Source organism: Blastomonas sp. CCH9-A1, from assembly GCF_001557175.1.
GTDB classification, from domain to species: Bacteria; Pseudomonadota; Alphaproteobacteria; order Sphingomonadales; family Sphingomonadaceae; genus Blastomonas; species Blastomonas delafieldii_A.
Genome location: NZ_LSHM01000057.1, coordinates 119,408 through 132,298 on the forward strand (window position 1 = coordinate 119,408; position 12,891 = coordinate 132,298).

Annotated in this window: 10 protein-coding genes; 4 read left to right on the plus strand and 6 right to left on the minus strand. The window is 64.4% G+C overall.

What is annotated here, in order from left to right; all coding sequences use genetic code 11:
- Positions 1-3: 3 nt before the first annotated feature.
- The 4 genes from AX725_RS15520 to ahcY all read right to left on the minus strand — a co-directional run bounded on the left by AX725_RS15520 (position 4) and on the right by ahcY (position 3,014).
- Positions 4-420 (minus strand): putative toxin-antitoxin system toxin component, PIN family, encoded by a 417-nt coding sequence (locus AX725_RS15520; RefSeq protein WP_060976920.1) that lies wholly within the window; start codon positions 418-420, stop codon positions 4-6.
- Positions 421-423: 3 nt separating this feature from the next.
- Positions 424-708, minus strand: coding sequence for a ribbon-helix-helix domain-containing protein (locus AX725_RS15525; RefSeq protein WP_067511881.1), 285 nt, complete (start codon positions 706-708; stop codon positions 424-426).
- A 61-nt stretch (positions 709-769) separates the two neighbouring features.
- Entirely contained in the window at positions 770-1,423 is a 654-nt protein-coding gene (gene fsa / locus AX725_RS15530; protein WP_023836351.1) for a fructose-6-phosphate aldolase, read from the minus strand.
- 172 nt (positions 1,424-1,595) lie between these two features.
- Positions 1,596-3,014 (minus strand): adenosylhomocysteinase, encoded by a 1,419-nt coding sequence (gene ahcY, locus AX725_RS15535; RefSeq protein ID WP_060976918.1) that lies wholly within the window; start codon positions 3,012-3,014, stop codon positions 1,596-1,598.
- 223 nt (positions 3,015-3,237) lie between these two features.
- Between ahcY and AX725_RS15540 the strand changes: the two genes are divergently transcribed.
- Entirely contained in the window at positions 3,238-3,714 is a 477-nt protein-coding gene (locus tag AX725_RS15540) for a peroxiredoxin (protein ID WP_060976970.1), read from the plus strand.
- Between the two features lie 48 nt (positions 3,715-3,762).
- Here the strand turns inward: AX725_RS15540 and folE are convergent, their stop codons facing one another.
- A complete protein-coding gene (gene folE, locus AX725_RS15545) occupies positions 3,763-4,377 on the minus strand; it encodes a GTP cyclohydrolase I FolE (RefSeq protein ID WP_060976917.1) in 615 nt (204 codons plus the stop codon).
- Between the two features lie 260 nt (positions 4,378-4,637).
- Between folE and AX725_RS15550 the strand changes: the two genes are divergently transcribed.
- Genes AX725_RS15550 through AX725_RS15560 form a run of 3 tightly spaced genes read left to right on the plus strand, consistent with a single transcriptional unit; the run spans position 4,638 to position 10,501 of the window.
- Positions 4,638-5,834, plus strand: a complete 1,197-nt coding sequence (locus AX725_RS15550; protein ID WP_066114806.1) for an efflux RND transporter periplasmic adaptor subunit — start codon at positions 4,638-4,640, stop codon at positions 5,832-5,834.
- A gap of 3 nt (positions 5,835-5,837) precedes the next feature.
- Complete coding sequence (locus AX725_RS15555; RefSeq protein WP_060979623.1) at positions 5,838-9,041, plus strand: efflux RND transporter permease subunit; 3,204 nt, start codon at positions 5,838-5,840, stop codon at positions 9,039-9,041.
- Positions 9,038-10,501, plus strand: a complete 1,464-nt coding sequence (locus AX725_RS15560; protein WP_060979624.1) for an efflux transporter outer membrane subunit — start codon at positions 9,038-9,040, stop codon at positions 10,499-10,501. Before AX725_RS15555 ends, AX725_RS15560 begins: the two co-directional genes overlap by 4 nt.
- A gap of 9 nt (positions 10,502-10,510) precedes the next feature.
- On the opposite strand, the gene AX725_RS15565 is transcribed toward AX725_RS15560, so the two are convergent.
- Positions 10,511-12,877 carry a coiled-coil domain-containing protein gene (locus AX725_RS15565; protein WP_060979625.1) on the minus strand — a complete coding sequence of 789 codons (2,367 nt, stop codon included), beginning with the start codon at positions 12,875-12,877 and terminating at the stop codon, positions 10,511-10,513.
- Between the last annotated feature and the right edge of the window lie 14 nt (positions 12,878-12,891).

Sequence of the window (12,891 nt, forward strand, 5' to 3'; positions counted from 1 at the left end):
TAGCTATCGTAACCCCAGTTCCATCGCAAATTCGGCGGCTCCCAATATGGTGGTACGTTGGTGGCGGCGCAGGACAAGTAAGTCGTCCTTGTCCCCTGTTACCAGCCGATCGGCAGCCCCTGCCTCACATAGAGCCAGAAGAAAATCGTCCCGGGCGTCGCGGGAGCGTTGAACCGGGGGAAGCCGGACGGGAATTTCGGCAAGCGAGGTTATGCGGTTAAGCAAGCGTCCTGCCTCATGGGGTTTGACCAGTGCTTTGATCTTTTCGCGTCTGCTTACCTCGCGGAACTCGGCAAACTGAAGTGCATGACTGACCAGTGTGTATCGATTATCAATCCATGCTTGGATCAATATCGCTGGAATGCCATTGGGTGAAATGACGCCGCTGAGCAGGACGTTCGTGTCCAGCACCACGCGCATGCCCTAGCTGCGCTGATCCGGCCAAAAATTCGCACGGACGTCCCGCATCTCGTTTTCAATCACCTGCTCGACATCGGCTGCGCGCAGATGAGCGTTGCGTGCATGGATGTCGTTGATCATTTCTCGCAAAACCTGACGGTTCACCGCATCTTCGACAAAGCGTGACAGGTCTCCGCGCTTCGCACCCTTACCAGCCAGCCATTTGCGCAGAGCGCTATCTGTGTCGCTCGAAACCGACAGATTCCAGCGTACGGCTTCTTCCGGCAATGCGTTGGAGCGCTTGGTCATGGCATCATCCATACACCAAGAGCAAAGATTCAACAATCAGTGGCCCTGCCGAAAGCGACCATTACCCGATCGACTGCCCCGTCTTCGCCCAGTCGGCCATGAAGCCCTCGATGCCCTTGTCGGTCAGCACGTGCTTGAACAGGCCGCGGATCACGCTCGGCGGCATGGTGGCGACGTCCGCGCCGATGCGGGCGGATTCGAGGACGTGGATCGGGTGGCGGATCGAGGCGACCAGGATTTCGGTGTCGAAGGCGTAATTGTCGTAAATCAGGCGGATGTCCTCGATCAGCGCCATGCCGTCGAAGCCGTTATCGTCATGACGGCCGACGAACGGCGAGATGAAGGTCGCGCCCGCCTTGGCCGCGAGCAGCGCCTGGTTGGCCGAGAAGCACAAGGTCACGTTGACCATCGTGCCGTCGTCGGTCAGCTTCTTGCAGGTCTTGAGGCCGTCGAGCGTCAGCGGCACTTTGATCGCGACATTGTCGGCGATCTTGCGCAGGATCTCGGCCTCTTTCATCATCGTCTCATGGTCGAGCGCGACCACCTCTGCCGAAACCGGGCCTTCGACCAGCGCGCAGATTTCCTTCGTCACTTCGAGAAAATCACGGCCCGACTTGGCGATCAGCGACGGGTTGGTGGTGACGCCATCGAGCAGGCCGGTCGCGGCGAGATCGGCGATTTCGGCGGTGTCTGCGGTGTCGACGAAGAATTTCATGGGCTGGCTCCTCAGCAAGGGGGCGATTCTCGCTGGCCTATAGCGCGCGGGGGCTTGCGCGTTAACGGAAATCGGCCCGAGGGCGATTGTCGCCCATGCAAAAGGCCCGCCCCGCGTGGTGCGGAGCGGGCCCTTATCTGTCCTGGTTCCGGCAGATCCGGAACGCAGCGGATCAGTAGCGATATTCGTCCTTCTTGAACGGACCGGTCAGCGGCACGTCGATATAGGCTGCCTGTTCCTTGGTCAGTTCGGTCAGCTTCACGCCCAGCTTGGCGAGGTGCAGACGGGCGACCTTCTCGTCGAGGTGCTTGGGCAGCACATAGACCTGGTTCTCGTACTTGTTGGCGCCGCTGAACAGTTCGATCTGTGCCAGCACCTGGTTGGTGAAGCTGGCCGACATCACGAAGCTGGGATGGCCGGTGGCGTTGCCGAGGTTGAGCAGACGGCCCTTGGACAGCATGATGATGCGCTTGCCATCGGGGAATTCGACCATATCGACTTGCGGCTTGATCTCGGTCCACTTCATGTTCTCGAGCGCACCAACCTGGATCTCGTTGTCGAAGTGACCAATGTTGCCGACGATCGCCATGTCCTTCATCGCGCGCATGTGATCGAGCGTGATGACGTCCTTGTTGCCGGTGGTGGTGACGAAGATGTCGGCGGTCGACACGACGTCTTCCAGCGTCTGCACGGCAAAACCGTCCATCGCCGCCTGGAGCGCGCAGATCGGGTCAATTTCGGTGACGATCACGCGCGCGCCGGCGCCCTGCAGCGAAGCCGCCGAACCCTTGCCCACATCGCCATAGCCGCACACGACGGCGACCTTGCCGGCCATCATCACATCGGTACCGCGACGGATGCCGTCGACCAGCGATTCCTTGCAGCCGTACTTGTTGTCGAACTTCGACTTGGTGACGCTGTCGTTGACGTTGATCGCGGGGAACGGCAGCTTGCCCTTCTTGGCGAGGTCATACAGGCGGTGCACGCCGGTGGTGGTTTCTTCCGACACGCCCTTGATATTCTGGACGGTCTTGGTGAGGTAGCCGGGGGTCTGGGCCAGGCGGCGCTTCAGCACCTTGACGAAGCACTCTTCTTCCTCGTTGGTCGGGGTGAACAGCTCTTCACCCGCTTCCACGCGCGCGCCCCACAGCGCGTACATGGTGGCATCGCCGCCATCGTCGAGGATCATGTTGCAGGTGGTGCCTTCTTCGGCGCCCCAATCGAAAATGCGATCGACATATTCCCAATATTCTTCCAGCGTCTCGCCCTTGATGGCGAACACGGGGATGCCCTGCGCGGCGATCGCGGCAGCGGCGTGATCCTGGGTCGAATAGATGTTGCAGGTTGCCCAGCGGACTTCGGCACCCAGCGCGACCAGCGTCTCGATGAGCACGGCGGTCTGGATGGTCATGTGCAGCGATCCGGTGATCTTGGCACCCTTGAGCGGCTGGGCGGCGCGATATTCTTCGCGGATCGCCATCAGGCCGGGCATTTCGGTTTCGGCGATCGCGATTTCCTTGCGGCCGAAATCGGCGAGCGAAAGGTCGGCAACGACATAATCGTTGCGGTCGAGGGTCGGGGCACTGGCCACGCAATATCTCCTGAATGTCTGTCCGAATGGCCAAGGGGGCGATCGGAAACTCCGGCTCCCATAGCCAGACTCGGCCTGACAGGCAAATATAAAGATTCCTTTATATGCCTCGACCAAGACCAACAATCGGGAATTGGGGCAGGCTCGGCGATGGGCTCTTGCAATGCGCTGGCGACGGGACAACATGCAGCCCGGTTCCAATATCCAGCAGGAGACGAATGCCATGATCAACGTCGGCGACACCATCCCCAACACCAAGTTCGTCCGCGCGACCGCCGAAGGGCCGCAGCAGGTCGAGGCGAAGGATTTCTTCGCGGGCAAGACCGTCGCGCTGTTCTCGGTCCCCGGTGCGTTCACGCCGACCTGTTCGGCCCGTCACCTTCCCGGCTTTGTCGAAAAGGCCGATGCGCTCAAGGCCAAGGGGGTCGACGAGATCGCCTGTACCGCCGTGAACGATGCGTTCGTGATGGGCGCCTGGGGCAAGTCAGCCAATGCCGATTCGATCGCGATGCTCGCGGATGGCAATGGCGATTTCGTCGAGGCTCTGGGCCTCACCATGGACGGCACCGGCTTCGGCATGGGCAAGCGCGGCCAGCGGTTCGCCATGGTCGTCAAGGACGGCGTGGTCGACAAGCTGTTCGTCGAAGAGCCGGGCGACTTCAAGGTCAGCAGCGCGGATTACATGCTCGAGCAGCTTTGAACTTTGCTGAATGCCCTCTCCCCTGGCAGGGAGAGGGCTATTCGGGCCTCAATAGCCCATCAGGCCCATCACTTCCTTGCGCGAGCGATGGTCATCCAGGAAGCAGCCGAGAAGGCGACTGGTGATCATGCCGACACCCGGGGTGCGGACGCCGCGCGCGGTCATGCAGCTGTGGCTCGCCTCGATCACCACCGCCACGCCATGCGGCTGCAGATGCTCCCAGATGCAGGCGGCGACTTCTGCGGTCAGACGCTCCTGTACCTGCAGCCGCCTGGCATAGCCGTGCAGCACGCGCGCCAGCTTGGAAATGCCCACCACGCGATCCCTGGGCATATAGGCGATCGAGGCCTTGCCGATAATCGGCGCCATATGGTGCTCGCAGTGCGACTGGAACGGAATGTCCTTGAGCAGCACCAGCTCGTCATAACCACCGACCTCCTCGAACGTGCGGCTGAGATGCACGCTCGGATCGTCGCCATAGCCCGAGCAATATTCCTTCCACGCCCGTGCGACGCGCAGCGGCGTATCGCGCAAGCCTTCGCGCTCGGGATCGTCGCCGGTCCAGCGCAGCAATGTGACTATGGCCTGCTGAACGTCCTGGGGAACGGGTATCTTGCCCTTTTCCGTCAGATCGCCGTCATCCTCGGCATCATGGTACAACATCAGGCATTCCCCCTTCATCGTGAACTTCCGCGTCAGATAGGGTGCGCGACACCGCACTACAACCTTGCAAGGGAGCGCGCTCGGCCTGGTCCGCTACAACCTGACCACGATTGTGGAACAATCCTCGCATTTGCGGGTTGCGCCAGATGAGTTGCAAAAAACAAACATAGATTAGTTGTTAATTGCAACTTTTTTCTCTGGACCTTCCGTTACGTTTCCGCCACGATGTTGCGGTGCAATATCAAAATCCGGAGTCACTGATGCGCGTCCCCCCCAGATGCGCGCTCTTCGCGGCAGCCTTCGCGCTGCTCGTCAGCGCTTGTTCGTCCGAGCCACCCACGCCGCCCCCGCCGCCCGCCGCGACCGTCGCCGTGCCGTTGCAGCGCGAGGTCGTCGATTGGGACGAATATATCGGTCGCTTCACGGCGGATGAGGATGTCCAGCTGGTCGCTCGGGTCTCCGGGCCGATCTCGCGCGTCGCATTTCGCGATGGCGGCGATGTCGGCAAGGGACAGTTGCTCTTCGTGATCGATCAACGACCCTTCCGCGCTGCGCTGGCCGAGGCTGAAGCGAGCGTCGCCAGCGCGCGTGCCGCTCTCGCCAATGCTCGGGCGCAGGCCACGCGGGGTCGCGAGCTTGTCGGCTTCGATGCCATCAGCAGGGAAGAAGCCGATACGCTCGCCGCCAATCTGCGCAGCGCTCAGGCATCATTGGCCGCTGCACAGGCGCGGCGACAGCAGGCCCAGCTCGATCTTTCCTTTACCGAAGTGCGTGCTCCCATCTCGGGCCGCACCTCGAACCGGATGGTCGATGTCGGCGATTTCGTCACTGCCGGGCAGACCGAGCTGACGCGCATCGTCCGCATCAACCCGATCCGGTTCAGCTTCGATGGTGCCGAGGCCTTCTACCTCAAATATATCCGCCAGGATGCAGGCGGCGAGCGGCGCAGTTCGCGCTATGCGCCCAATCCGGTCGAAATCCAGCTCGCCGACGAGCCCAGCTTCCGCTGGCGCGGTCGCATGGCGTTCCTCAACAACGGCATCAGCCCCGATACCGGCACGATCACCGCCTATGCGATGGTGGACAATCCCAACGGTTTCCTGGTCCCGGGCATGTTCGGGCGCGCGCGATTGCTGGGCTCGGGCACGTACAAGGCGTTGCTGGTGCCCGACGAGGCGATCATCACCGATCAGACGCGCAAGCTGGTCTTCGTTCTGGGCAAGGACAACAAGGTCGCTCCGCGCCCGGTCCAGACCGGACCCATGGTGGAAGGGTTGCGCGTGATCCGCGAAGGCATCGCGCCGACCGAGCGGATCGTCATCGACGGCCTCACCCGGATGCAGCCAGGCATGGTGGTGACCCCGCGCAAGGGCCAGATCAAGGCACGCGCCAGGGATGACGCACCGATCGCGCAGCCCATTTCCACCCCCGCCCCCGCCCAGGCAACGGCGAGCTAAGCCATGCGCATCGCCCATTTCTGCATCGACCGCCCGATCTTCGCGGCGGTCCTGTCGATCCTGATCGTCATTTTCGGTGTGGTCGCCTATCCGACGCTGCCGGTATCGCAATATCCCGAGATCGCGCCGCCCACGGTGGTGGTGAGCGCGAGCTTCCCGGGCGCCAGCGCCGAAACCATTGCCGATGTCGTCGCCGCGCCGCTCGAGGAGTCGATCAACGGCGTCGAGGACATGCTGTACATGTCCTCGTCCTCGACCGGTGATGGCAACCTGGCGATCACCGTCACCTTTGCCCAGGGCACCGATGTCGACCAGGCGCAGGTGCTGGTGCAGAACCGCGTCAGCAGCGCCGAACCGCGCCTGCCGCAGGAGGTGCGCCAGATTGGCGTCACCGTGCGCAAGAACTCGCCCGACCTGCTGATGGTCGCGAATTTCTACTCGCCCGATGGCTCGCTGAGCCAGCCCTATATCAGCAATTATGCGACGCTGCAGATCATCGACCGCATCTCGCGCATCGAGGGCGTCGGCTCGGCCAGGCTGTTTGGCGGGCGCGATTACAACATGCGCGTGTGGATCGATCCCGAGCTTGCGGCCAGCCGCAACCTTACCGTGGACGAGATCGTCGGCAAGATCCGCGCGCAGAACGCGCAGGTATCGGCAGGCTCGATCGGCCAGCCGCCGTTCAACAGCGGCGGCACCGCGTTCCAGCTGGGCGTGCAGACCCAGGGACGGCTGAGCACGCCCGAGGAGTTCGGCCAGATCGTGATCAAGCGCGACGGCCTGGCGCTCACGCGGCTTGCCGATGTCGCGCGGATCGAACTGGGCGCGCAGGATTACAGCGTCAACGCCTTTGCCAGCGGCAAGCCGACGGTGGCGCTCGCCATCTCGCAGCTGCCCGGGTCGAATGCCCTGACCGTCGCCAAGGCGGTCGAGGATGAACTCAAACGCGCCGAAGGCAATTTCCCGCCGGGCATGGCGTACAGCATCCCCTATAACCCGACGAGCTATGTCGAGGCGTCGATCGCAGCGGTGCAGGACACGCTGGTCGAGGCGATCATCCTCGTCGCCATCGTCGTTCTGCTGTTCCTGCAGAGCTGGCGCGCGGCGATCATCCCGATCATCGCCATCCCGATTGCGCTCGCGGGTGCGATCGCGGTGCTGGCGGCCTTGGGCTTCTCGCTGAACTCGCTTTCGCTGTTCGGCATGGTGCTGGCGATCGGCATCGTCGTCGACGACGCGATCGTGGTGGTCGAAAATGTCGAGCGCCTGATGGAGGAAGAGGGGCTGAGCCCGCTCGATGCGGCGCACAAGACGATGGACGAGGTTTCGGGCGCGCTGATCGCGATTGCCTTGGTGCTGTGCGGCGTGTTCATTCCGACCGCCTTCATCCCGGGCATTTCGGGCGCCTTCTATCAGCAGTTTGCGGTCACCATCGCGGGTGCGACGGCTTTCTCGGCATTCGTGTCGCTGACGCTGTCGCCGGCGCTGGCCGCGCTGCTGTTGCGTCCGCGCAGCCACGAGGACAAGGACATTCCCGCCGGATGGCGCGGATGGGGCGCGCGCTTTGCACGCGGCTTCAACCGCGGCTTTGCCAAGCTGTCAGAGCGCTATGGCCGCCTTACCGCGCGCACGATCCGCAGCCTGATGTTCATGGGGCTCGCCTATCTCGCGCTGATCGCGGTGGCGGGATGGCGCTTTGCCGCCACCCCTGCGGGCTTCATTCCCGCGCAGGATCAGGGCTATCTGATCGGCGTGGTGCAGATGCCGCCGGGCGCCTCGCTCCAGCGCACCACCGCGACGCTCGAGGAAGCGCAGGCGCTGGCGCTGAAGAACCCGAATGTCGTCAGCACCATTGCCTTTGCCGGCTTTGACGGCGCGACCTTCACCAATGCGCCCAATGCCGGCGCGATCTTCATCACGCTGAAGCCGGCGGGCACGCGCATCGGCGCGACCGAGGTCGCAGGCGAGCTGTTCGGTGCGATGGCGCAGATCACCGCGGGCAACATCCTGGTGATCGCCCCGCCCCCGGTCTCCGGGCTGGGTACCGGCGGCGGCTTCAAGATGATCATCGAGGATCGCGGCAATGCTGGCTTGCAGGCTCTGGAAGGGGCGGCCTTCGCCATGATGGGCGGGGCCAACCAGACCGAGGGCATTGCCGGCGCGTTCACCACGTTCAATACCCGCACGCCGCGGCTCTTCGCGGATATCGACCGCGCGCGCGCCGAACAGCTGGGCGTTCCGGTGGAGAATATCTTCTCGACGCTCGGCACCTATCTCGGCTCGAGCTATATCAACGACTTCAACTTCCTGGGCCGCACCTTCCGGGTGACCGCGCAGGCCGATGCCCCCTATCGCGACGATGTCTCGGATATCGGACGGCTGCGCACGCGCTCGTCCACGGGGCAGATGGTGCCACTCGATGCGGTGATGAGCCTGCGTAACGATTCGGGGGCCTATCGCGTGGTGCGCTACAATCTGTACCGCGCGGCGGAGCTGCAGGGCGACACCTTGCCCGGCTATTCGAGCGGCCAATCGCTCGATGCGATGGAGAAGCTGGCGCAGCGCGTGCTGCCGCAGGGCTTCGACTATGAATGGACCGAAATCGCCTATCAGCAGCGCGCCGCCGGAAGTACCGGGACCCTTGTCTTCGCGTTGGGCGTGATCTTCGTCTTCCTGCTGCTCGCCGCGCAATATGAAAGCCTGGTGCTGCCGCTGGCGGTGATCCTGATCGTGCCGATGTGCCTGCTCGCCGCGATCCTCGGCGTGAACCTGATGGGGCGCGACAACAATATCCTTACGCAGATCGGGCTGGTCGTGCTGATCGGTCTGGCGGCAAAGAACGCGATCCTGATCGTCGAGTTCGCCAAGCATAATGAGGATCATGGCCAGTCGGTGCTGGAGGCAGCGCGCCATGCCGCCGCCCAGCGCCTCCGCCCGATCCTGATGACGTCGCTCGCGTTCATTCTGGGTGTGCTGCCGCTGGTGATCTCGTCGGGGCCGGGGGCGGAAATGCGCCAGGCGCTAGGCATCGCGGTGTTCTTCGGCATGATCGGCGTGACGATCTTCGGCCTGCTGTTCACCCCCGCCTTCTATGTGATGGTGCGGACGCTCGAGGAGCGGATCAAGGCGTGGTCGCGCCGCCGCCGCAAGGATGATCCGCCCCCGCCCGCCCCAAGCCAGCCCGTTCTGGAGGGCAACCAGCCATGACCTTGAAATTCCGTCTGCTCGCCGCCGCAGCCCTCAGCGCCACGCTCGCTGCGTGCACCGTCGGCCCCGATTTCGAGCGACCGACCACGCCTGCCAGCGCTGCACAGGGCTTTGCCGAAGGCGGTGATCCGCGCTTTGCCGCCACGCCGCTGCCCGAAGGCTGGTGGAGGCTGTATCAGGACCCGGCGCTCGATGCGCTGGTCAGCAAGGCGCTCGAGCGCAATACCGATGTGCGCGAGGCCAGCGCCAATCTGCGCCGTGCGCGCGCGCTGATCCGCGAGGCCCGCGGACGGCTGTTCCCCAGCCTGAGTACCAGCGCCTCGGCCAATACCAACCAGGTCGGTACCGGGCAGAATGCCGGAGTGGGCTTTGCCCCGCCCGAGCCGCTGACCTTCGATTTCTATCAGCTCGGCAGCGATGCATCCTATGAGATCGACCTGTTCGGCGGCGTCCGTCGCTCGGTCGAGGCGACGCGCGGCGATGCACTGGCCGCGGCGGCCGATCTCGATGCGGCGCGGGTCAGCGTGGCAGCGGAGGTCGCGCGCAACTATGCCCTGGCCTGCTCGAGTCGCTTGCAGGCTGACATCGCCCGTGAATCGCTCGCCACGCAGCAAAGGACGCTCGATCTCAACCAGCGGCTGTTCGCCGCAGGCCGCGGACAGCGGCGCGATGTTGCCAATGCCGAACTGCTCGTCGCCCAGGCCCAGGCCCAGGTACCGCAGTTCGAGGCGGAACAGCGGGCAGCGCTTTATGCGCTCGCCACGCTGACCGGCGATACGCCGGCCAGTATTGATGCCGCCGCAGCGGCCTGCACCACGCCGCCACGGCTCGACAACGCGATCCCGATCGGCGACGGCGCTGCCCTGCTCGCGCGGCGTCCCGACGTCCGCGCGGCCGAAGCCAGGCTCGCGGCAGATACGGCGAGGGTCGGCGTGGCGACCGCCGCGCTCTATCCCTCGATCCGGCTGGCTGGCTCGCTGACCATTGGCGGAACCAGCCCGAGCGCGCTGGGCGAATCGAACAATATCGGCTTCAGCCTGGGCCCGTTGATCTCATGGTCGCTGCCGATCGATGGCGCGGCACGCGCGCGGGTCAATGCGGCCTCGGCGCAGGCCGATGCCCGATTGGCGGCCTTTGATGGTGCGGTGCTCACCGCACTGCAGGAGACCGAACAGGCGCTCGCGCGGCTCAAGGCCGCCATCGAGCAGGAAGCCAGCCTGCGCGATGCGGCCAAGGCCGCCGAGGAGGTCGCGCGGATAACGCGAATCCGGTTCAGAGCGGGTCGCGACAATGCGCTGCAACTGCTGGAGGTGGAACGCAATCTTCTGGCGGCGCGCGCTTCCAGCGGGTCGGCCGCCGCGGCGCGCGCAGAGGCCGAGGTCTCGCTGTTCCGAGCCCTGGGTGGCGGCTGGGAAAATGCGCCGCCGGTGCAGGAGGTCAGCGCGACGAAGCGCAACTGACCGGCGTGGTCAGTTGCGCAGTCGCTCGATCGCCTGGGCCAGCGCGACGTAAAGCTTGCCCGTTTCCGACGACAGCAGCGTGACCCCCATCACGCCGCCGTCGCGGGTGGACAGCACGGTGCGCAGCATGCTCTCGAAATCGTGGATATAGCGGTTCACCAGCTCGAAAAATTCGGGGTCGTTCTCATAGGCGGACGCGATATCCTTCGCCTCGCCATTGTCGATCAGTCGGACGGCACGCCGCGTGAACACGCCGCGATCGCCGCGCAGATAGGCCGACCAGGCCGTATCGCTGACCTCGGCAGAGAGGATCTTGTCGACATCGATCGCGGTGGAATTGAGCGATTCGGTGAGCAGCGCCAGCCGCCGCGCAAAATCATTGTCGGTGCGCTCTTCGGCCAGTTCGCGCGCATCGGCAACGCGGCGCTCGAGATGCGTGGCAAGATCGTCGACCCGTGCCAGCTGGTCCCTGAGATGCAGGCTGGCATCGCTGGTAGCGCCGACCGCACGGTTGATCGCGCTCTCCAGCTTGCCGACCAGCTCTTCCGCCTTGCCGCGCAGCACCTTTTCGAGCGCTGCGGCACTGTCCTGACCCAGCTTGTCGGTCGCGCCTGCAATTGCGCGGTCCATGGCCCTGCGCGCCTCGTCGGCAGCCGCCTGCGCTTCGCGATGAACATCGCGCATCGTTTCGACCAGCTTGATCGCCGAAGTTTCGTTGATCTGGTCGATATCGTCGCGCGCGGCGCGCATGGCCGCAATCAGCGCGCCGATATCGTCGGCCCGCTCGCGCCAGCCAGCCTCGCTGCTTCCGGACAGTCTGGCGATCTCGGCCGATTGTTCAGCTATGCGCTGCTCGAAATTGCCGAGGATCGAGCCCAGCCGGATCATCTCGTCATCGACCTGCGAAACATGCGCGCGCAGGCTAGTTACGCCCTGTTCGCTCGTGCCGGTCTTGTGATCGAGTTCATCCAGGGCAGCGGGAATCGTCACTTCCGCCTGCCGCTCGATCGACTCGAGCAGCGTGCGAACGCGCTGCGACTTGCTATCGAAAATCTCGGCATGTCCGCTGCCTGCAGCCAGTTTCTCGGACAGGCTCTCAACATTGGCATCGAGCGCCGAGAGGGCAAAGGCCAGACGGGCGAGCGCCTCGCTGCTATGTTCGTCCATCGCCTGCAGGCGGCGCTCGGCATTGCCGATCTGCGCATCGGCGGCGGCAATGATATGGCGGATCGTGGCTTCGCTCTCGCCAGCAGACGTTGCCAGCGTGCCCAGCGTCAGCTCCAGATCCCCGGCAGCGGCACGCATGTCCTGGCGACTGCGCGCGGCGCGCTCCGTCATCGCTTCGGCCAGGGTTGCGAGCGAACGTTCGAGCTCGGTGACATGTGCGTGCAGCTGTTCGGCCTGGGTCTCTGCCGTCCGATCGAGATTGCTGCGCGTGTTGGCCAGGCGGCTGGCGACCGTTTCGATCGCGCGGTCCATCTGCTCGCTTGCCTCGGCGACATGGCCGGTGAGCGCGGCACCGCTGGTTTCGACCGACTGAGCAAGCCGGGCCGTCGCGGCATCCGATTGCTGCACCAGAGTGCCGATCTGGGCGCTGGCCGCCTGGCCGAATTCGTTCAGCTTCTGGAACGCGGCGATCATGCTTTCGACCTGGCCTTGCGCCGTGCGCCCGGCATTGCCGATCTGATTGGTCACATCCTTGGCCGAATTGGCAATTACCGGCAGATGGTTGCGCAGCTTTTCCATATTGCCCTGCGCGGCCGCGCTGACCTCGCCGATCGCGCGCATCCCGGTGTCGCTGGCCTGGATGGTCGCGCGCAGTTCCTCGGCAAAGCTGCGCAGCCGGTCGCTCGAAACCCGCCCGAGCGATTCGAGCTCGAGGCTCTGATTGGCAAGGAACTCGCGCGCCAGCGACAGCTCGGCATTGACGTGCGCCAGCCGGGTTTCCAGCAGGCTGCTCTCCGCCCGCAACGACCCGGCAAGCTGCGCGAAACGGCGCGCTTCGCTGTGGCTGTTGCGCTGCATGACCAGATAGAGCGCGGCGATCAGTGCTACCGGCATTGCCCATTGTGCGATCGCCTGCATCGCCAGTTCGGGGGTCATCATCGCGAGCCACATCGGCAACGACGCCCAGACGAATGCCGCCGTCCAGGCAACGCCCAGCGCCAGCGCGGCCCAGCCCCACCGTCCGATCACCGGCGCGGCCACAGGCACTTCCTCGTCGCTCGCCCAGGGCGCGTGCGAATCGCGCGGCTCTTCGGCTCCCGCACGCGCCATATTGGTCGGTGCCGCCATGTCCGGAACCGGCTCCTGCGCCGCAGGATTTTCTTCGCTGCGGCCATGCCGCAGGTCGATGATCTTCTTCCCCTCACCCATGCCGACATGCTTAA

What these genes read in the sequence shown, in the direction of transcription:
- AX725_RS15520 (WP_060976920.1), bottom strand. Translation starts at nt 420, where the DNA reads ATGCGCGTGGTGCTGGACACGAACGTCCTGCTCAGCGGCGTCATTTCA.
- AX725_RS15525 (WP_067511881.1), bottom strand. Translation starts at nt 708, where the DNA reads ATGACCAAGCGCTCCAACGCATTGCCGGAAGAAGCCGTACGCTGGAAT.
- fsa (WP_023836351.1), bottom strand. Translation starts at nt 1,423, where the DNA reads ATGAAATTCTTCGTCGACACCGCAGACACCGCCGAAATCGCCGATCTC.
- AX725_RS15540 (WP_060976970.1), top strand. Translation starts at nt 3,238, where the DNA reads ATGATCAACGTCGGCGACACCATCCCCAACACCAAGTTCGTCCGCGCG.
- folE (WP_060976917.1), bottom strand. Translation starts at nt 4,377, where the DNA reads ATGTTGTACCATGATGCCGAGGATGACGGCGATCTGACGGAAAAGGGC.
- AX725_RS15550 (WP_066114806.1), top strand. Translation starts at nt 4,638, where the DNA reads ATGCGCGTCCCCCCCAGATGCGCGCTCTTCGCGGCAGCCTTCGCGCTG.
- AX725_RS15555 (WP_060979623.1), top strand. Translation starts at nt 5,838, where the DNA reads ATGCGCATCGCCCATTTCTGCATCGACCGCCCGATCTTCGCGGCGGTC.
- AX725_RS15560 (WP_060979624.1), top strand. Translation starts at nt 9,038, where the DNA reads ATGACCTTGAAATTCCGTCTGCTCGCCGCCGCAGCCCTCAGCGCCACG.
- AX725_RS15565 (WP_060979625.1), bottom strand. Translation starts at nt 12,877, where the DNA reads ATGGGTGAGGGGAAGAAGATCATCGACCTGCGGCATGGCCGCAGCGAA.